We start from the raw sequence: 18,708 nt of genomic DNA on the forward strand, positions 1-18,708 counted from the left end.
CAATCAATAAGCGTATTTTCCATTAAATCACCAATGATTGTAGTTATCTGAAATCTATTCATCATTCTTCTTCAAAATAAATTTACCGGCTCATCCAAACGTTCTCCCGCCATTTCAAGGTTTGTTGAAGGAACACCTGACCCAGTTCAGATAATTGGACAAAAAATGATATCATAGCGCCTTATTCAGGGACTGAAAGAAGCTTTATCAAGATCCGCTCATCACCTGCTGAAAGTAAAACCGATACGTATTTCGTAAAAATGTCTCAACCGGAAGCTGCACGTTTGCTTGGTATTTGCTGATGATAAACGGGAACCGCTCGATTCCTTTCGCTCGCAAATCACTCGCCCGCTCTTCATCTAGCGCCTTCTCCTGCAGAACAGCTTCAACAATCGGCCAACACGCTTCCCTCAGCTGTCTCAGGACGGCTTCATTTCCAGTGTTCTGATAATCTATGATCCAGCTGACGATTTGTTTCTCCATCATTCTCACCTTTCTTCAAAAAAAGAGGCGCTGCGTTTATGCATGCTCCTCTTTATCTTCATAACCTATCAGTTCTCCGACTCGGACTTCCTGGCCTTCTATTAAATTAGGGGACGGATGGAACGCGTCCTTTTCAAATATCAAAATGACGGTTGAACCAAATGAAAAGTAACCCAGCTCCTCGCCGATCTTCAATTCATCCCGTGTATTTGTCTGCACGATCGAATTAATATTCATCGCGCCGACAGGGATCATCAGAGCATGCCGTGTGCCGCTATTCAGCTCGTATACAAACCGGTAATTCTTCGACAGCACGTCTTTTCCGTATGTTAACCCTAGTTGATTTACTGGATATGAGCGATTCCCAAGTTCAGCCACCTTTTGGTACTTGCAGCTGATCGGGGCATGGAAACGATGATAATGACGCGGGCTTAAATACAGGACAACGAAGTATCCCCCGTTGTAGTGATGGTCAGCGCTTTTACAGCCGGTCAGCTCAGCGAATGAGTAATCTTTTCCTTTTACCGTAAAAGTTTGATTATTGTTGATTGTTCCTACAGTCTGAACCACTCCATCAACAGGGCTGACCACCGCATCCGCCTCTTTTGAAACAGGGCGCCGCTCCATATTAATATTCCGAATGAACAGTTCGGACAATGAACCGTAATCAGCGGCCGAACCGTCAACATCACCCCAGTTGATCCGAAAATGCTTCGAGAAAAGCGGAATAACAGGCTTGCTGATTTTTGACTCACAAAACCCTTTAATCATATAGGATGACAGACGATGATTCGTCAGCTCTATCAATGATCGATACAGAATTCTTACAGCCGTATTAAACATGAATAATCCCTATAACCCTTCCAATTGTAATAAAAATAAAGCACCATAAAAAGGCGCCGATTGCCGCAAACGTAATATACGTTTTCAGGTTCATTTTGCCGATACCCGAAAAGTAGCACGTCACATGTCTGACGCCGGGAATGAAATAACCTAAAATAAGAGAATATGGACCGTATTTATTCATCCATTTTTCAACTTTCACCATTCTCTTTTCTTTTAAGCCGACCCACTTGCCGTACTTGTCGATGAACGGGCGCCCGGCTTTTCTGCCGATCATGTAGCTGATCAGCATACCTAACAAAGCTCCGGCAAAGCTGATCAAGATCGCAAGCTCATAATTCAGCGCATCAGTATGCGTGAAGTAACCAACAACGGTCATCATGACTTCATCCGGAATCGGCAGTCCAACAATTCCTAGCACCAGCATCAAAAAAATAGCGAGATAACCGTAATCCGCTATGAGCTGCTGAACTAATTCCATCTCTCGGACTCCAGATTTTCTGCCGTATGTTTTTTAAAATGAGGGAATTTTATTTTACTCACCATTAAATAGGAAAGTCCGCAAGTGCCGATTGCCAGCAGGATCGGGTTATAGACAAAGCTGAGAATAACAAGACACATACCCGCAAATGGAATCGGCATTCCGATAAAGGTCGGAAGCTTGCTTTGCTCCGTATTAAATTTAGAGAGTCGAAGCATTCCGCAAATGCTGTATGTCAATGCGCATAAAATTCCGATAAACGGAAGGGCGTATAATGAGACACTGTATGCAAGCATAGAGGGAGCCACACCAAACGTCACAAGATCGGCAAATGAATCAAGTTCTCTTCCCATATCAGAAACGGCATTCAGTTTACGTGCTGCCAGCCCGTCAAAAAAATCGAGAAACATGCCGGTGAAAATAAAAAGCACTGCTGAATGAATGTTGTGATATAACAAAGAATGAATCGCCAGCAGTCCACAAGTAAAGTTTCCTATCGTAATCATACAGGGGATATAATTCACAGTGTAACCAAACCTCCAATTGTAAAACCATCTATATCATTCGACGATATGGATCGAATAGCGTTACAGGGAAAAATTTTCTTCTCTTAAGCATAATAACATAGAATGCCCTCAAAAAAGCAGCACTCAAATTCTATTATTATACAACATTTGTTACCTGTTGAACAATGAATGTCATTCTTTTCATGTTTTTACTATTTTATTCCCCGCCCAAAAAAGACAAGATCCGTTGATTAATGTACTTTGGCTGCTCAAGAGATAATAGATGCCCGGCGTTCATTACGGTTTCAGCTTGAATTTCCGGCACTAATACTGCAGCCCGTTCTAAAGCCATTTGCTGATGGTACATGACCTCGTGTTCACCGAACATTAGCAGCATCGGGACCTCAATCGATTTTAACTCCCGATCTGTAAACACGTATGGGAAACCGTTTTCTGTCGGCTTCAGGCTTCTTTGTTCATCCTGCCATTCCACACCCGCCACAATTTGTCTTTGCAGCACAGGATGCAAATCATAACGGCTGTCTGTGATCCACTCGATATACGCCTCTGCTCCTCTTGCCCCCGTAAGTCTTGCAGCATATTTATAGACATCTGGATGAAATGAAATAAACGCCTCAGCAGGACTCATAACAACTGCCCGCTCTACTCTTTCAGGCGCATGGAGCAAAAAATTCACAATATGAGATCCGCCAAGTGAAAGACCTGCCAGATGCGCCGTCTCAATTCCAAGAGAGTCTAAGACGTCTTTCAGCCATTCTGCGCAATCTGCTCTCGCAGCCAGAGCAGCTGATGGTATACTTTTATTTTTGTCTCCTATTATATCGACTGCATATGTACGATATTGACTGCTCCACTCCGCGATATTCGGATACCACATCGCAGAGCTGAAGAGGCCGCCGTGAAGCAAAACGAGCGAAGGTGCGTCCTTTGGCCCGCTTGCAATAATATGTGTTTTTCCAAAACGAGTAGAAACATAGAATGCTTCCGACTCAATCGGCCACAAAGAAAGGCTTTGATCATATGCCTTGTAAAAGCGAAGGCCCCTATCTGCCGTGGCAATCTGCATTGAATCTTGTATCATCTTCTTCTTTTTCCTCCGGGTTTGATTGATATAAAATAAAGGAATATGATCCTTTTGTCTCGTAAGAAAAAATACCTAAACCTTATTATCTCACATTATAAATTTCCAGTATATAGTTTGGCTTTCTGCAATACATAAAAAAAGACGGCTTCCTTTGAAATCAAGGAAACCGCCTATTCTGTGAAAATGAATGGTATGACTTTGTCTTTCTTATCCTCTGTTAATGAAATGTGATGGGTTGCTGACTTTTCAGCCTTTGTCAATGCAACAGAGTAGTCGCCTTTTCTGCCTGTATCCCATTTGATGTCTCCGTTTTTGCCTGTTTTTCCAAGGATTTCGCCAATCTCTGTACTCGGCTGCTGATCTGAGGCGGGCGCTTTGACAATCGTCACTTGAACCCCTTCGACCGGCAGCCCCTCGGCATCCTCCATATGAAGTGTGACAGGAATAGCTGGTTCTTTCTGAGAAGAATGCGACTGAGAACTGCATCCGCATAAAAACAAAATGGACATCAAAATCGCTAGTCTGCTGTATTTATTCATTTGCCCAATATTGAATATTGTTGAATCCATCATTCATCACCCTTGTTCCCAAGTTATATGACGATCCCCCGTTCGTATAAATCACAATAGCTGTATGACCTGTATCACTGTCATTCCGATAACCTAGCGAGCTGCTTTGGCAGCTGTACGGTATCGGTTGTATAGGTCAGCTTATACGTTTCAGCAGAGCAAATCGGCATTAAGTCAATCACCCCTATACACGGAAGAACATTTTACATCACAAAGCTTTCAATACATGTGATAAAACTTTGATCGGGAATCAAAACAGACCTTGCTCAAGACAAGGCCTGCTCAAACTCTATTTGATAGATAGCTGATCCAATGCTTTTTTCGCGTTCTCTCTCGCTGTTTCGACTGTATCGGCAGCAGAAAGCGCAACCGCCATACGGCGTCCGGCTTTCGTTATCGGCTTCCCAAAGACACGCACTTGGGTCTTCGGCACTGCCAGTGCGTGTTCAAGTCCTTCAACAGTGTAATCCGCTGATTCTTCCGGTGCTTTGAGGGGCCGGCTGGCGCCAGGAGAAAGCTGTGTGATTTCTGTAATCGGAAAACCGAGAATTGCCCGTACATGCAGCGCAAATTCTGACAAGTTTTGCGTCACCAGTGTGACAAGGCCGGTATCATGCGGACGAGGAGATACCTCACTGAAATACACTTTATCTTTCGCAAGGAACAGCTCAACACCAAACAGTCCGTACCCGCCAAGCTCGTCCGTAATGGCTTTTGCCATATGCTTCGCTTCTTCCGTTTGCTGCTCTGTCATATGATGCGGCTGCCATGATTCGATATAGTCTCCATCCTTTTGCACATGACCGATCGGCTCGCAAAATGCCGTGCCGTTGACCGCACGTACTGTTAAGAGGGTAATTTCTGATTCGAATGGGATAAACTCCTCAACGATCACACGCCCGTTTTTCACCCGACCGCCTTCCATCGCCGTCTCCCAGCAGCTTTCTACATCTGCTTCAGAGCGGCACACGCTTTGGCCTTTACCAGATGAACTCATTAAAGGTTTAATGACACACGGGTACCCAATCTGAGCCACCGCTTGCACAAATTCGTCATATGTATTCGCAAATTCATAGCCTGCCGTCGCTAGTCCCAGCGTTTCCGCCGCAAGCCGCCTGATGCCTTCCCGATCCATCGTCAGCTTCGCCGCACGCGCATTCGGGATGACGTGAAATCCTTCCTCTTCAAGCTTCAGCAATTCATCCGTAGCGATGGCCTCAACCTCAGGCACAATCAAATCCGGCTTTTCTTTTTCAATGATGGTTCTGATCTGCTCGCGGTCCAGCATATCAACGACATAGCTATGATGCGCGACCTGCATCGCCGGAGCATGCTCGTAATTGTCAACCGCCACCGTCTGTACCCCAAGACGCTGCGCTTCAATCACTACTTCTTTTCCTAACTCACCTGAACCTAACAATAAAACCTTCTTTGATTGATACATCCTTGCCCCTCCAATCTATTTCTCAACCATTATAACTGAAATATTTGAAAAATAAATTTTTATTCAAAAAGACGAAATTAGAAATCATCATGAGCTTGCAACAGAGGTTTTTTCATAAGAATGCAGGTGAGCTCCACATATACCGTAGAGAATCACCTAAAATTCATTTGCACAAAACCAGTGTAGAAACCGGCATATGGGCATGACAGCTGATCCAGCAGCTTTCCCTGTCTGCGAGTAAAATGAATAAATAGAATCAGTAAAAAAGTACTGTTTTTCCTTAATTATTCAGTTTACGCTCCTTTCCTGAATTCACCATGGTACCATATTTACAGAAAAATTCAGGCGAAAGGACACAGTACATTGAAAACACTTGAAGCAAATACAATTTTAGAAGCTGCTGAAGCGCGCCTTAAAGCCTATCAAACATTAAGAGAGCATATGGCTGTTCTAACGAAACAGTTCAAAGAGATGGCAAATTTGGATGATGCTATGACAGGCAAGGGCGCTAACGCAATTAAAGCATTCTATAAGGAACAAGCGGCAGGAGCGGAACTGTGGCTGGACCTCATTGACATGAGAATTGCTTTTTTCAAAAACGTGCCAGCTGCAATTGAGGAAGCAACATTCGATGACGATGCATACGTTGAGGAATCTTATCTCGATAATGAATTGCATAACGGACTTGTCAAAGCTGATGGCATTATAGAGGCACAGCATAAAGAAATGAAATCAATCCTGAATTCAATTGATGACATTTTGCTGTTATCCCTCTTCGATCAATCTACTGTCACCGATAAACTGGATAAAGCAGATAAAAAACGAAAAAAAACGGTGACACACCTGCATGACCTTGATGAGAAACTAAACAGTGATTACGAGGCCTCAGAAGCTGTGGAACATGAGGTTCGGGCATTTTTCGAAGCACTGACAGGCGCCACCAGCAAAGGCGGAAGCACAAATCCTATGAACTTTAACGCAAAAGCCTTTCACGAAACAGACGCTTATCAAAACAAAGAAGATATTCACAAACAATCCCAGCAGTTCATCAAAGCAAAAAAACAGGAGGAAATTAAGTATCTCAAGAAAAAACTCGACAAAACCACTGACCCTGATGAATACTTGAAAATTGCAGACAAAATTGGCACTGACAACCTGAGCACTGAGCAATTACAATATTATTCAAGCGTGGTTCAAATGAAAGCACAGCAGGAAACAGGAAAAATGCTTGTCGAGGGTGGAAAGGGTGTAATTGTCGGGCTCTGGGATGCCGGAAAAGATATCGTCACCGGGGCATGCGACCTCGCAGTCGGCGCTTACGATCTTGCGGTATGGTCGTATAGAGCGCAGGGTAAGATGGGCATCGAAGAACAAGTCAAAGCCGGACAGGAACTCCAAAATGTGATTTATAGCGCGCCTGAGACTTTTGAATATATGGTCGATTCATTCAAAAAATCTTGGAACGACAATATGGTTCATGGTGATGCATATAGCCGCTCCCACTACATCACCTACGCAGTTGCTTCCCTTTTTGGAGCCAAAGGACTCGGAAAAGTGTCATCAGCAACAAAAGCCGGAAAATTCGTGACAAAGGAAACAAAAGCTTTTGTGAACGATCATAAATCTTTAGCAAAGAACATTACTGATAAAGCAAATCCTTATTTCACATTGCCAAATAACAATCATCTAGAACCTGCAATACAAGGCGCTGGGGGTTTTGAGAATCCTATTTCGAAGCTGAAGAAGGAACTGGATAAGAAGCAAGAGAGTGTTATGCGATTTGATAGCGACCAAAATTTAAAAAGTGAACCGAGCAAGAAATTAATAGCACAACTGAGCAACGTAGAAAATTTTAGACCTAAAGCGTTAGAACATATCTTTGAAGGCGAGGTAAACTATAGAGAAGCAGCCGTTGGTTATCATTATGAGGGAATAGATGATACTGCAGGAAAAGTCCTTTCAGGAACAAAAACTGACAAAAATGAACATGGTGTTTACAAAGGGAAAGTTGAAGTAAATGGCAAAAAGAAATTTAGCAACAATGGGTTTTCAACATTTTTCCCTGAAGAATGGACTCCCCAACAAGTCGTTGACTCCATAAATGAAGCATATGAAAATAAAGAATTTATTCCTGGAACAAAAAACACATATGAAGGACGGACAAAAGACAATTTAAGAATTAGAATGTTTATCGATAGCAACGGGAAAATCATTTCAAGTTTTCCGATTTATCCTTAAGCGTAGGAGGAGCATATGAAATACAATTATGAATTTGACCAAGTTAGATTTAAGAACGGGAGTAAAAGTCTTGTTATCATATTACCTGAGCGTATTCAATTAGTGGCAGAATTTCTAATGTCAGATGTTCAAGGAGATCCTACCTTTGAATATGAAGTAATAGATAAAGTACTAAACGGTACAAGTGAGTACGAGGAACTAAATGGGAATGTTTGTGGATTAGAAATTAAAAAAGATAAAACTTTTATTTACGATAATCTTGCAGAATACGCAGCTGAAGATGAAGATGATCCCGAAGCATATATAAAAAGCAGAACTTGTGAAATAGAAACAAGAGAACTTAGACAATTAATTGAAATATGGGTAAATTCTCTAAAAGAGTTTAGAGAAAAAAATCCTCAGTAATTATTTTTAACACGAATCATATTTTCTAAATAATGATTCAAACAGTATTTTTAGAGAAATATAGGCAGCTGATGATGAAATATTTGTCATTTAGTAGCAGGTGATGTAAATCACCTGCTTTCCCTTTTTATCACAGGAACACCATACAAAAAATCGCCAAAAACATAACACGCAATCCAAAATCGCTACACCGACAGGAGGCATCCCACTCAAAAAGAGTCTCGATATAGCTAACAATAAAGCAGTAACTGCAATTTCTGCTGCATTATTAGCCATATTTGCTTATTATACGAGCTAACTTTAATACAAAACTGCATGAACATAAGTTAAAATATGCTCATGCAGTTTTTTAATTTACGTTTGCTTTTGTGGAGGTTTATCAACAATGAAAAACGATCAAATCATTTTTAAAAAAACAAAAGACATCGCTCATGATATCGATCAGATGCAAAATCAAGAGGAAATAATCAGTTATCTTTTTCGCCAAGATTCACTTACACTCAACCAGTTGAAACACTATTATTCCGAACCTTTTCTTCCTCTTCAGTTTCTAGTGAAAATAACAGTTTTATGCATGTTTATAGCAGTGACTTTAGCTTCTTTCCTTTTCATCCAAGTAAAAGAAGTCTTCACTAATCCTATTCTATCTGACGTTTTACCTCCTGCATTTTCTATTTTTACGATCATTTGTATCATTATGATTTACATGAAAGTCTTAAAAAAAGGAAATAATATCAAAGGAGAAACTTCACTTATTCAACGATCTGAATGCTCTGTGAAAAATAAGTTAATTCATGCAATCCTTTATAAAAAAAATAAAATGGAACAAAAAAAACATACAGTCTACTAAACCAACTGCCTCTAATAATGAAAATTCATTGAATTTTAATGATATATTGAATCATGTTCTAACCATAAGTAAAAATGATAAAGAGCTTTTGGGATACTTAGATACAAAAAATGATGCTGTGCTAAGTCAATTAAAAGCATATTTTTCTCATCATCCATTTACACTTTCACATTATATGAGTTTCATGTTTTGCGGAAGCATCGTTGTTGTCTATGTAACTAGTTTATTTTCAGGACAAATTAATTACATTGATATACCAGACATGTTTAAGTTTCTCTTATTGATTATTTTTTTGAAAATCCTTATTGATTTGATAAAGCTTTTAACTATATCTAGAAAAGGGCAATTACATACTGTTCTGGATTTTGCACAAAGAGCCGAATATTTGCGGATGAAAGGAGTTATAGATTTTATTCTTACAGAAAGATATAACAAAAAAATACGATAGATTTGTTACCCTAACTAAAAAATACGTAATTATTATACCTAGGAGATGTATGTATTGAATATACACCTACAAACATATAAAGAAACAGAAACAGCAGCAAAGTTCGTTTTAGAACATAAAAAAGATGATAAAGAGCTTTTGCTTTTCCTAAACAAACAGGATTCTATCATGCTGAATCAATTAAAAGTATTCTTTAGCGAACCGCAGCTCACATTCAAACACACCGTCAAAATCGTTTGTTTCGTGACATTCGTAACTTTATATATTTATTTTTTCAGCACTCGTTTCAATGAGTTAATTGAAGTAACTGTACAAATGTTTTTTGCCTTGATCGGTCTTATCTGGGTATTTGGTGTTTTCCCATTCTCAAGAAAAGTTCAAATTTCTGATCGCTTCAAACAAAAATCCGAAAACGCCCGTATTGTCGGAATGATTGATTTCGTATTAGAACAAAAATACAAAAAAAGCATCTCTGAATAATTCCCCAGAGATGCTCTTCAGCCCTCTCTCACACCTTCTCCGCCATAGCCGAACTGTCACGAGCATCCGCCGCAGGCTCCCTCAATATCACATTCATCACACTCGCCAGCACAAGCATCCCGATCGACAAATAAAAAGCCAATGTATATTCACCTGTAACAGTATAGATGACGCCTGGCACATATGCGCCGAGTGCCGAGCCGATTTGATGGGCAAGCGACAGCCAGCCGATCATGAGACCGATCGAGTAGTTTTGAAAGTACTGAGTGGCGAGCATTTGAGTCGGCGCTACGGTAGCGAAGTCCACTAGTCCAAACAGAATTGCAAAACCTAGAAGCAAGTAGGGTTCGTGGCTGTAAATCAGAATCACAATCGAAAGCGCGCGTATCGCATATAAAAAGCACAGGATTTTCCGGCTGCTCCATCGGTCCGCTACAATTCCGGACAGTAAGATGCCAGCGATATTAAAGCCGGCCAACAGACTGACAGCGGCGCTTGTGACTGTCGTTGAAAAGCCGTGATCATGGGAAAACGGAATCAAATGGGTATCCATCAGCCCCACGGTCGTAAATCCGCAGATCAAAAATGGCAACATTAAAAACCAGAATGGCTTCATGCGAAACATCCCCATTACTGAAAGAGCTGTTGTTTTGGGTGCTGTTTCTTTTTCTGATTCAGCCAGCCCGCCGATCGGCTCTTCATTTTTTTCTGAAGGATTGTTTCTCAGCATCAGCAGTGCAGCAGGAAAGACAATCACCATTAACAGCAGTCCCAACACTATAACCGTCAGCTTCCAGCTGAACCAATGAATCAGCATGAGTGAGCCTGGAACGAGAAGCATTTGCCCCGCACCAAAGCCTGCTTCCATGATCCCAAAGGCTAGTCCTCGCTTTTTGCTGAACCAATTGACGACCAGCACACTTGCAGCCACATTCGACGCGCCGCCCACTCCAAGCGAGACACCCAATCCGTAAAGCAGAAACAGCTGCCAAGGCGAAGTGACAAAGCATGTTAAGAAAATGCTGATCCCTGTCAGCAGGGCACTCCATGACAAAACAGCCCGGGCACCCCATTTGTCCACAAGCCGCCCAATCACAGGCTGAGATATGCCATAGACAATAAAACTTATTGTAGAAATCAGTGAAATGGTGCCTCTATCCATTGAAAATTGCTGTTCCCACGGCTCCACAAACGCTCCAAAGGACAGCCGCACCCCCTGAACAGCCAACAAGATCAAAAAAGTGACGGAGACAATGATCCAAGCATAGTGCAATCGTTTCATGACAGCTCCAAATCCCATCGTTCTTCTGTCAGCCGCTGTCCCCATAATGGTGCTTCTTGTTTCACTTCACTTACCCTGAACCCTAATTTTTTATAGAGCGGACGGGCCTCAGCCATGGTGCTTACCGTCCAAAGAAAAATACGTTTAAACCCCATATCTCGGCAGTATGCAACAAGATGCTCAAGCAATTGCGTGCCAAGCCCCCTGCCTCGAAAAGCGGCATCAACCAGGAACCATCTGAGCTGCACTGTCTTTTCATCATGCTTGACCAGCCCGACAGAGCCGGCAAATTTCCCGCCGCTTTCCGCAATCCATATTTTTTCAATGTCGGCATCAAATGTCTCCTGAAGATAAGCTAGAAACGTGTCGTCCCACCCATGGGTCTCAGCATAAAATTGTTGCTGTTTTTCGATGAGAAGCTGAAGATCATCCGATATAAAATAATCTCTAATTGATATCTCTGACGTTTTGGAAGAAAGAGACTGTGAAAGGATTGCCTCAATCTCCGCCATCGCTTCTGCAAGTTTGTGCTGGTCTTTTTGATTGATTTCCCCTAACATCAGTTCCACTTGTTCGTTCGCTTTTTCCTCCAGCTTTTTATAAATCGTTTTCCCCGTTTCCGTAACATAAATATAATGATGGCGGGCGTCATCTTTGCTCTTCTGTTTATAGATCAAATCTTCTTTTTCAAACTGCTTCAATATCCTACTGACATATCCCCGATCAAGCCCTAGGTTCTCCTGAAGGGCTTTTGCCGTACAATTCGGCGTATGATAAATTTCAAATAAAATCCGTGTTTCTGTTAAGGAAAACGGACTGTCATAAATGTGCTCATCAAGGAAGCCAAGAACATTCGTATAAAATCGATTGAACTTTCTGAATCTTAAACCAACAGTTGATTCAAAGGTTTTCAAACCCATCCCCACTTTCTTATATCATTGATTAAGGCAATTATAATCAAATATAGTTGCCAAAGTCAACGATACGTTAAGAAAGCGGGGCCTCTTTATTTTCCAGATGCTTTCCTCTTCCTGATTACCATCAACGTGATGCAAGATAAAGCTAGTGACATCAGACTATAGACAGCAACCCACCCTAAAAATGATTTGTTAAGAATAGTAAAGGTGAGCACTAACGAAATGATCAAACTAAGCATTGGCATTAGATATAGGTTTTTACATATACAAGTACCTGTAATTGACAACACCATAATCCCTAACGGCAAAATAACGAATGCAATATCTAATTCATCCACCCGCAACAGCCTCCCTCCAAATTTTATGTTGTTTGCAAAAAAACATAACTGCAACATAGAAAAGGAGTACATTTAACTTCCATTTTAAAATTGCCCGTTCACATTCACTCCTGATCATGACGGTTTAAAAAAGCGTTAACATACCAGATTAGATGCAGAAAGGCACCCCCTCCTTTTTGATCAAAGGTTGATTTCCAGCTCTTTTTTCAGAAAGAGGGAAACTGCTCCACACTTTCAGCACACATAGAAATTTGTTTCAGGTCCTCACATAGCTGACTGCTGATAATGTCCGGTTGATCCGCAGCCATGGCCGTCTGCTTGACTGGGGAGTGACAGGAATCTTCACAAATTACCCCAATGTCTTTCAGCACGTAAAAAACTGCAAAAAAAACTGAGAACTTAAGATTCTCAGCTTTTTTCCCCAATCACTGCTTCTGCTATATTGACCGCATGATCGCCAATTCGCTCCAAGTTGCTGATCATATCGACAAAGACGATTCCCGCTTGTCCAGTACACAGTCCTTCATTCAAACGGATAATATGTTTTTTACGAAACTTCCGCTCCATTTTGTCAATTTCATCTTCTTTTTCAATGACTTGTTCAGCGATCTTCACATTCTTATGATGCAATGAGTCCAAGGACGCCTTCACAGTAGAAATCGTCAAATCCATCATTTCCATTAAATCCGCCATGGCAGGTTCAGTGACAACCACACGATGCGCTTGCTGGTACTCAATCAGTTCAATCACATTTTCGAAGTGGTCACCGATTCTTTCAATGTCTCTGACTGTGTCCATCAGCATATGATGCTCCTCAGACTCATGCTCAGAAAGAGATTGTGACGAAAGCTCGATCAAATAATCGGTGATTTTCCGGTCAAGATTGTTAACCGCATCCTCTATCTGATAAGCATTTGCCGCATACTTTGGCTGTTTTGTCACTAAAAACTGCTTTGTCACTTCCAGACCCTGCACCGCAAAATTCCCCATTTGCAGCACTTCTTCTTTTGCTTGTCCGAGAGCAATAGATGGAGATTGCTCGATAAAAATTGGATCAAGATGCGACTTGTATTCGATCATTGTATCCTTGCCTGGAATCAGTTTTGTTACAATCAAAGCCAATATCCCGACAAAAGGAAGCTGGATGATCGTATTGGTCGTATTAAAGATGCCATGTGCAAATGCAATCGTCATTTTCGGATCAAGCCCTATCGATGCCTGAAGCGACATGATTAGTGCTGTGAAAGGCTTAAGCAAAATCAGAAAAATCACTGTCCCGATAAGATTAAACAGCACATGAGTGGCCGCAGCACGTCTCGCTGCAACAGATGCACCTAAAGACGCAAGAATAGCGGTAATCGTCGTTCCGATATTGTCACCGAATAACACTGGAAGCGCACCGTTAATATCAATCAAACCATCTGAAAATAAACCTTGCAGGATACCAATCGTGGCACTGGAGCTCTGCACGAGAACCGTAAACAAAGTCCCTATGACCACACCTAAAACCGGACTGGAGCTCATGCTAACTGTTAAATCATGAAAGGCTTCAAGTGAACGGAGCGGCTTCATCCCGCCGCTCATTAACTCCAATCCATAAAACAGAGCTCCGAATCCAAACACAATTTGGCCCGCATTTTGTACAACTTTATGTTTAAAGAAAAACAGTAAAAATCCGCCAATAGCAATTATCGGCAACGCATAAGCCCCTATGTCGATTCCAATAATAAACGCAGTAACCGTTGTTCCAATATTGGCTCCCATAATGACGCCAATGGCCTGACGGAGCGTCATAAAGCCTGCACTGACAAGCCCAACGGTGATAACCGTAGTTCCAGAACTGCTCTGAATTAAAACCGTTACAATGATCCCCGCCAATACGCCCATCAGCGGATTGCTTGTAAAACGGTCTAAAATATTTCTTAATCTATCTCCAGCCGATTTCTGAAGCCCGTCTCCCATGAACTTAATCCCAATCAGGAAAATTCCGAGACCCCCGAGAAATTCGAACAGTAATGTTTGTAAATCAATCGCCAACATGTTCACCTCTGTTTAGACATTATTCAGCAAACTCTCTTCGATTATGTTTCAAGTTCAGATGATTGTAAATAAAACAGCCGTTTAATTTACAATAACTTAACAATCAGTCTCATGACTCTATTAAATGTTTACAATTGTGTAACATTCCAACGGTGAACATGGCAATCGGCTAAACCTTACGCAAAAGCACCGGATTTCCACACTACAGTTATTCTTTCCCACAGGTCTTTCAGTATACTCAACCGCAAAGAATATCAGACACGAACTCCCTAAGAAAATCGGTAAAGGTTTAGCCATAACCAAAACGGGAATGATACAGGAAACACTATTCTTAAAATAGAAAGGAGTATCACCATGAAACAAAAGCTGCTACTTTCAGGTCTCGCTGTTTCAACCGTCGGCATCACTTCTTATCTATTAAAAGACCCGTCAAATCGCCAAAAGGCTAGAGAATTCATTCACAGCATAAAAATGAAAATGACAAAACAGCCGGATATGGAAACGTTCCCAGTAGATAAAGCAGGGCACCCGCATCCTCAAGATATTGAGGACAACAAAATGGTATCCGAAGGCTCTATGTATCCCGTCCAATATTATGATGAAAAAAAGAAGTAAACAAAAAGCTCTCTTCAATATAAGGAAGAGAGCTTTCATATTTACTTTTTCCGTCTGATTCCGCTCATCACAAAACCGCTTTCAGGCAATGACGGCATTCTCGCGAGACTATAATGCAGCGATTGATCTGGAACATTGTATTCAATATGATTGACAAGAAAATCCAAGCTTGCTTTCATAACTTCAATCGTAATGCCTTCCCCCGGACAGCGATGTCCTTTCTCAGCATGCCCTCCGCCTTGAGGAATCAAAGCAAACGGATTTTCTTCCCATTTTTCAAACCGCTCCGGCCGGAATTCATTAGGATGGTCCCAGAGGCGAGGGTCATGATTCGTCCCATATACATCAAGCAGCACCGAGGTGCCCTTCTTAAACTCACAGTGATTCCATTCAAAATCCTTTTTGACAATCGCCCCTAAAAACGGGCCGAACGGGTAATATCTCCGGACCTCCTGCACAAATATTTCTCTTTCCCGGCTGCTTCCTGAACGCAGCCATTCCTTATACTTTGGATGCTGATGAAGCGCTAAAGCTGAAAAGACAAGAAAATAAGAAATGGCAACAATCGGCCGTAGTACATTGATCAATTCAATGGCTGCCATCCGAGAATCCAGCTGTTCTCCATCTTCTTGTGTGTGAAACGCCATTTCATGCAGCGCTGTTCCATCAGAGATTTTCAGCAGACCAGCGCGAACATCTTCAATCATTCTTTCAATCCACTCTTCCGCACGCGGCCTCGCTCTTCTTCCCTTCCAATGCCGCGGGCCCACAGCACCGAACGCGTCCACCATATCAATGAAATCATCCGCTCTCTCTTTGACTTCCGTTTCCTTCAGCGGAACGCCAGCCCAATAGCACGCCACCCGGCATAGAATTTCCTTTGCTTCCTCTAACAATACAACCTGTTCTGCCTTCTCCCATCTCGTAACTGCCGCTTTCCATTCCTCTGTGATCAGCTCAGCCAAACGCTTTTGATGCGGAGGCGTCATTAATGACAGAAAAAGCAGCTTCCGATGGAGATGTGCGTCGCCATCCATCGTCTGAATCGCATTCACGCCAAACAGCGTTTTCTGCACCCGCTTCGGCAAAGCATTCTGCCGCTGAAACCGCTCCGTATCGTAAAATAGCTTCGCCGCCTCTGCGCCAGTCATGCAAATGAAGGTTTTTCCCAATAAACGAGCCTGAAACAGATCAGATTGATACCGTTCTGTTCTGTTTTTAACAAACATATATCCTTCCTGCATCAGCGTCAGGCTATTGTCGAGACTTTTATCATGTGGAATCCGCTCATTCATCCGCTAAGCCGCCTTCCTTTTTACCGTCTTTTTTCAAGTTATTTGATATGTATAAACCCTATATCAGTATTTGTTTACGAAACCCGATTCAAATGCTTTTCAGCAGTCCATCTTTATCGAGCGGAATACGAGATTAGGGTGAACCTGTTCGGCATTCCGGCACAAAAAACAAAAATACCACATAGACGGCCTGATCATATATCCTAATGAGAAGCCCTGCAGCAGGGCTCTAAATCTCATGCTCAAAACAATAATGATTCACAAGCTCTTCAATCAAATCATGATTGGGATATGCCCCATTAAACTCAAATTCAATTTCTTCCACAAATTCCCCTTGATGGTACACATGGATGGCTCCGTTTTGACGGATCACACTAAACTCCGGCTGAAATGTAAATCCGCTTCGCTCAATTGCTCCCATTTCTTACCCCGCCTTTCTCAAAGCAGTAATTCATACACCTCGTTTAATTCCTTGGCCCGTTTTTGATCCTGTTCATTTTGCGCATACTTTATTTCTTTTTCTAATACATGATTCAAAAAAGACATTTCATTATCATCCAGGTCTTTTACAAATTCCTCTTCATTCACATACCGCTTCGCCAGCATCTTCTTGCAAATCCGCTGACAGACTTCATTTTCAAGATGGTTTGAAAGTGATTCACGCAAATACCCCAGTGTAACATCCATTTTATGAACACCATTCCTTCCGCTGTCTTCACCCTATAGCTTGCTGAAATAGGGAAAATCCATACGTGAAAAATAAAAAAGAGACATCCGTAAATGTCTCTTTTTATGGTTATTCAGCTGCTTGTTCGCTTTTTGTCAAATTCGCCTGCGTTCGTTTGCCAATCCTAAATGCATAATAACTAATGACAACAAGCGCTAAGAAAATCACACCTACAACTAAAGAAATGCGAGTGTCATCGTTAAACCACATGCCGACCAGAACCATCAGCAAGAAAGCAATCGTCAAATAGTTTGTAAATGGCGCAAACGGCATTTTGAACGGATGTTTATCTATTGAAGCACCCTTCGCTTTTCTGAATCCGATATGGCTGATCAAAATGATAAACCAAGGAATCATGCCAGGCAGCACGCTTGCGCTGTATACATATACAAAAATCTTCGGCGGCGCGATATAGTTCAGCACAACACCGACAGCCAAACCGATCAGCACCGCAATTGTGCCATACAACGGCACACCATTGCGTGAAATCTTCTTAAAAAATTTCGGGGCTTGTCCATTGACGCCTAATGTGTAAAGCATGCGGCCCGCGCTGAAAATACCGCTGTTACAGCCGGACATTGCCGCGGTAATGACGACAAAGTTAATAATGCCGGCTGCTGCCGTAATTCCGATTTTCGAGAACGTTGACACGAACGGGCTTCCGAGTGAACTAAGCTCATCCCAAGGATACACTGTCACGATCACAAAGATAGCGCCAATATAGAAAATCAAAATGCGCCAAATAATATTTTGAATCGCACTTCTAAGCGTGTTTTGCGGATCTTTCGCTTCTCCCGCCGTAATCCCGATCAGCTCAACCCCTTGATAGGCCGCAATGACAAGAGACAGCGCAAAGAAGAAACCTGAAAAACCGCCTGCAAAGAAGCCTCCGTGAGACCACAGGTTCGACAATCCGATCGCGTCTCCGCCGTTGCCAAATCCGAAGAAAATAATGCCGAATCCCGCAATGATCATTAAGATAATCGTCACAATTTTAATCATCGCAAACCAAAACTCAAACTCGCCAAATGATTTAACAGAAATTAAGTTCGCCGCACCAAGAATCACCATTGCCACAATACCAGGTATCCAAGCAGGTAAATCAGGAAACCAGTATTTCATATACGAACCGACAGCGATAATCTCTGACATGCCGACGATAATCCATTGGAACCAGTTGCTCCATGCTGTTATATAACCTGCCAGCGGATGAATATATTGATGGCCGAATGTCGCAAAAGAACCTGTGCTCGGTTCGACATACAGCATTTCACCCATCGCACGCATAATAAAAAAGATAAAAATTCCGCATATTGCATAAGCCAGAAGGACAGACGGGCCAGTCCATGAAATCGTGCTGGCAGAACCCATAAACAAGCCAACACCGATCGTGCCGCCCAAGGCGATCATCTGAATGTGACGCGCCCCCAGGCCCCTCTTCAATTCTTTATTTGCCATTCCTCTTCCCCCTCTTACAAAATACTCGAAAATGAAAAAGCAGCAGGCCTGCTTGCCTCCGCATCTTCCTCACCAATCAGTTATAACAATCAGAAAATTCAAACTCAAAATTGTTATATAATCTCCTAAATTACTTATTTCATCATAATAAATTTCTCTGGAAAATACAATTGTTTTTTTCAGA

19 protein-coding genes and 3 pseudogenes are annotated in these 18,708 nt (G+C 42.0%); 6 read left to right on the forward strand and 16 right to left on the reverse strand.

Annotated features, from left to right (window positions below; all coding sequences use genetic code 11):
* Window positions 1-207 precede the first annotated feature (207 nt).
* The 8 genes and pseudogenes from BTW01_RS11430 to purT form a co-directional block, all read right to left on the reverse strand.
* Complete coding sequence (locus BTW01_RS11430) at window positions 208-483, reverse strand: hypothetical protein (RefSeq protein WP_162103102.1); 276 nt, start codon at window positions 481-483, stop codon at window positions 208-210.
* 36 nt (window positions 484-519) lie between these two features.
* Entirely contained in the window at window positions 520-1,326 is an 807-nt protein-coding gene (locus BTW01_RS11435) for a phosphatidylserine decarboxylase (protein WP_162103103.1), read from the reverse strand.
* Window positions 1,319-1,807 carry a DedA family protein gene (locus BTW01_RS11440; RefSeq protein WP_162103104.1) on the reverse strand — a complete coding sequence of 163 codons (489 nt, stop codon included), beginning with the start codon at window positions 1,805-1,807 and terminating at the stop codon, window positions 1,319-1,321. Before BTW01_RS11440 ends, BTW01_RS11435 begins: the two co-directional genes overlap by 8 nt.
* Window positions 1,798-2,331: a CDP-diacylglycerol--serine O-phosphatidyltransferase gene (gene pssA / locus BTW01_RS11445; RefSeq protein ID WP_162103105.1), complete on the reverse strand. Its 534-nt coding sequence runs from the start codon at window positions 2,329-2,331 to the stop codon at window positions 1,798-1,800. The genes BTW01_RS11440 and pssA overlap by 10 nt, the downstream gene beginning before the upstream one ends.
* Before the next feature lie 199 nt (window positions 2,332-2,530).
* On the reverse strand, window positions 2,531-3,415 hold the full coding sequence (locus BTW01_RS11450; RefSeq protein ID WP_162103106.1) for an alpha/beta fold hydrolase: 885 nt from the start codon (window positions 3,413-3,415) through the stop codon (window positions 2,531-2,533).
* Between the two features lie 173 nt (window positions 3,416-3,588).
* A complete protein-coding gene (locus BTW01_RS11455; RefSeq protein ID WP_162103107.1) occupies window positions 3,589-3,987 on the reverse strand; it encodes a DUF2606 family protein in 399 nt (132 codons plus the stop codon).
* A pseudogene (locus BTW01_RS11460) lies at window positions 3,950-4,163 on the reverse strand (serine protease); the annotation flags it as partial. The gene BTW01_RS11455 and the pseudogene BTW01_RS11460, both read right to left, overlap by 38 nt.
* A gap of 113 nt (window positions 4,164-4,276) precedes the next feature.
* Window positions 4,277-5,431 carry a phosphoribosylglycinamide formyltransferase 2 gene (gene purT, locus BTW01_RS11465; protein WP_162103108.1) on the reverse strand — a complete coding sequence of 385 codons (1,155 nt, stop codon included), beginning with the start codon at window positions 5,429-5,431 and terminating at the stop codon, window positions 4,277-4,279.
* 363 nt (window positions 5,432-5,794) lie between these two features.
* Between purT and BTW01_RS11470 the strand changes: the two genes are divergently transcribed.
* From BTW01_RS11470 to BTW01_RS11485, 4 genes and pseudogenes are all read left to right on the forward strand, one after another.
* Window positions 5,795-7,669: a T7SS effector LXG polymorphic toxin gene (locus BTW01_RS11470; protein ID WP_162103109.1), complete on the forward strand. Its 1,875-nt coding sequence runs from the start codon at window positions 5,795-5,797 to the stop codon at window positions 7,667-7,669.
* Window positions 7,670-7,684: 15 nt separating this feature from the next.
* Window positions 7,685-8,074 carry a hypothetical protein gene (locus tag BTW01_RS11475; protein ID WP_162103110.1) on the forward strand — a complete coding sequence of 130 codons (390 nt, stop codon included), beginning with the start codon at window positions 7,685-7,687 and terminating at the stop codon, window positions 8,072-8,074.
* Between the two features lie 385 nt (window positions 8,075-8,459).
* Window positions 8,460-9,372 (forward strand): annotated as a pseudogene (locus BTW01_RS11480) (hypothetical protein).
* A 45-nt stretch (window positions 9,373-9,417) separates the two neighbouring features.
* The gene (locus tag BTW01_RS11485; RefSeq protein ID WP_419724067.1) at window positions 9,418-9,852 is read left to right on the forward strand and encodes a hypothetical protein; all 435 of its coding nucleotides are present in this window, start codon (window positions 9,418-9,420) and stop codon (window positions 9,850-9,852) included.
* A gap of 28 nt (window positions 9,853-9,880) precedes the next feature.
* Here the strand turns inward: BTW01_RS11485 and BTW01_RS11490 are convergent, their stop codons facing one another.
* The 3 genes from BTW01_RS11490 to BTW01_RS11500 form a co-directional block, all read right to left on the reverse strand.
* Entirely contained in the window at window positions 9,881-11,134 is a 1,254-nt protein-coding gene (locus BTW01_RS11490; protein WP_162103167.1) for an MFS transporter, read from the reverse strand.
* A complete protein-coding gene (locus BTW01_RS11495; protein WP_162103112.1) occupies window positions 11,131-12,048 on the reverse strand; it encodes a bifunctional helix-turn-helix transcriptional regulator/GNAT family N-acetyltransferase in 918 nt (305 codons plus the stop codon). Before BTW01_RS11495 ends, BTW01_RS11490 begins: the two co-directional genes overlap by 4 nt.
* 92 nt (window positions 12,049-12,140) lie before the next feature.
* Window positions 12,141-12,389, reverse strand: a complete 249-nt coding sequence (locus BTW01_RS11500; RefSeq protein ID WP_162103113.1) for a YbeF family protein — start codon at window positions 12,387-12,389, stop codon at window positions 12,141-12,143.
* A gap of 272 nt (window positions 12,390-12,661) precedes the next feature.
* Between BTW01_RS11500 and BTW01_RS18720 the strand changes: the two are divergent.
* Window positions 12,662-12,784: pseudogene (locus BTW01_RS18720) on the forward strand (glycerophosphodiester phosphodiesterase); the annotation flags it as partial.
* A gap of 13 nt (window positions 12,785-12,797) precedes the next feature.
* Here the strand turns inward: BTW01_RS18720 and BTW01_RS11505 are convergent.
* On the reverse strand, window positions 12,798-14,426 hold the full coding sequence (locus BTW01_RS11505) for a Na/Pi cotransporter family protein (RefSeq protein WP_202923602.1): 1,629 nt from the start codon (window positions 14,424-14,426) through the stop codon (window positions 12,798-12,800).
* Between the two features lie 357 nt (window positions 14,427-14,783).
* Between BTW01_RS11505 and BTW01_RS11510 the strand changes: the two genes are divergently transcribed.
* On the forward strand, window positions 14,784-15,044 hold the full coding sequence (locus BTW01_RS11510) for a hypothetical protein (protein ID WP_162103115.1): 261 nt from the start codon (window positions 14,784-14,786) through the stop codon (window positions 15,042-15,044).
* A 41-nt stretch (window positions 15,045-15,085) separates the two neighbouring features.
* On the opposite strand, the gene BTW01_RS11515 is transcribed toward BTW01_RS11510, so the two are convergent.
* The 4 genes from BTW01_RS11515 to BTW01_RS11530 form a co-directional block, all read right to left on the reverse strand.
* Complete coding sequence (locus tag BTW01_RS11515) at window positions 15,086-16,339, reverse strand: cytochrome P450 (RefSeq protein WP_162103116.1); 1,254 nt, start codon at window positions 16,337-16,339, stop codon at window positions 15,086-15,088.
* A 229-nt stretch (window positions 16,340-16,568) separates the two neighbouring features.
* Window positions 16,569-16,760: a DUF5370 family protein gene (locus tag BTW01_RS11520; RefSeq protein WP_162103117.1), complete on the reverse strand. Its 192-nt coding sequence runs from the start codon at window positions 16,758-16,760 to the stop codon at window positions 16,569-16,571.
* A 17-nt stretch (window positions 16,761-16,777) separates the two neighbouring features.
* Complete coding sequence (csgA, locus tag BTW01_RS11525) at window positions 16,778-17,026, reverse strand: sigma-G-dependent sporulation-specific acid-soluble spore protein CsgA (RefSeq protein ID WP_003241413.1); 249 nt, start codon at window positions 17,024-17,026, stop codon at window positions 16,778-16,780.
* Window positions 17,027-17,135: 109 nt separating this feature from the next.
* Window positions 17,136-18,524, reverse strand: a complete 1,389-nt coding sequence (locus BTW01_RS11530; RefSeq protein WP_162103118.1) for an amino acid permease — start codon at window positions 18,522-18,524, stop codon at window positions 17,136-17,138.
* Window positions 18,525-18,708: the final 184 nt, after the last annotated feature.

Origin of the sequence: Bacillus sp. SKDU12, assembly GCF_010093085.1 — a bacterium.
In the GTDB taxonomy this organism is placed as follows: domain Bacteria; phylum Bacillota; class Bacilli; order Bacillales; family Bacillaceae; genus Bacillus; species Bacillus mexicanus.

What these genes read in the sequence shown, in the direction of transcription:
- BTW01_RS11515 (WP_162103116.1), bottom strand. Translation starts at nt 16,339, where the DNA reads ATGAATGAGCGGATTCCACATGATAAAAGTCTCGACAATAGCCTGACG.
- BTW01_RS11430 (WP_162103102.1), bottom strand. Translation starts at nt 483, where the DNA reads ATGGAGAAACAAATCGTCAGCTGGATCATAGATTATCAGAACACTGGA.
- BTW01_RS11490 (WP_162103167.1), bottom strand. Translation starts at nt 11,134, where the DNA reads ATGAAACGATTGCACTATGCTTGGATCATTGTCTCCGTCACTTTTTTG.
- BTW01_RS11530 (WP_162103118.1), bottom strand. Translation starts at nt 18,524, where the DNA reads ATGGCAAATAAAGAATTGAAGAGGGGCCTGGGGGCGCGTCACATTCAG.
- BTW01_RS11510 (WP_162103115.1), top strand. Translation starts at nt 14,784, where the DNA reads ATGAAACAAAAGCTGCTACTTTCAGGTCTCGCTGTTTCAACCGTCGGC.
- purT (WP_162103108.1), bottom strand. Translation starts at nt 5,431, where the DNA reads ATGTATCAATCAAAGAAGGTTTTATTGTTAGGTTCAGGTGAGTTAGGA.
- BTW01_RS11520 (WP_162103117.1), bottom strand. Translation starts at nt 16,760, where the DNA reads ATGGGAGCAATTGAGCGAAGCGGATTTACATTTCAGCCGGAGTTTAGT.
- BTW01_RS11475 (WP_162103110.1), top strand. Translation starts at nt 7,685, where the DNA reads ATGAAATACAATTATGAATTTGACCAAGTTAGATTTAAGAACGGGAGT.
- BTW01_RS11450 (WP_162103106.1), bottom strand. Translation starts at nt 3,415, where the DNA reads ATGATACAAGATTCAATGCAGATTGCCACGGCAGATAGGGGCCTTCGC.
- csgA (WP_003241413.1), bottom strand. Translation starts at nt 17,026, where the DNA reads ATGGATGTTACACTGGGGTATTTGCGTGAATCACTTTCAAACCATCTT.
- BTW01_RS11485 (WP_419724067.1), top strand. Translation starts at nt 9,418, where the DNA reads ATGTATGTATTGAATATACACCTACAAACATATAAAGAAACAGAAACA.
- BTW01_RS11455 (WP_162103107.1), bottom strand. Translation starts at nt 3,987, where the DNA reads ATGGATTCAACAATATTCAATATTGGGCAAATGAATAAATACAGCAGA.
- BTW01_RS11435 (WP_162103103.1), bottom strand. Translation starts at nt 1,326, where the DNA reads ATGTTTAATACGGCTGTAAGAATTCTGTATCGATCATTGATAGAGCTG.
- BTW01_RS11440 (WP_162103104.1), bottom strand. Translation starts at nt 1,807, where the DNA reads ATGGAATTAGTTCAGCAGCTCATAGCGGATTACGGTTATCTCGCTATT.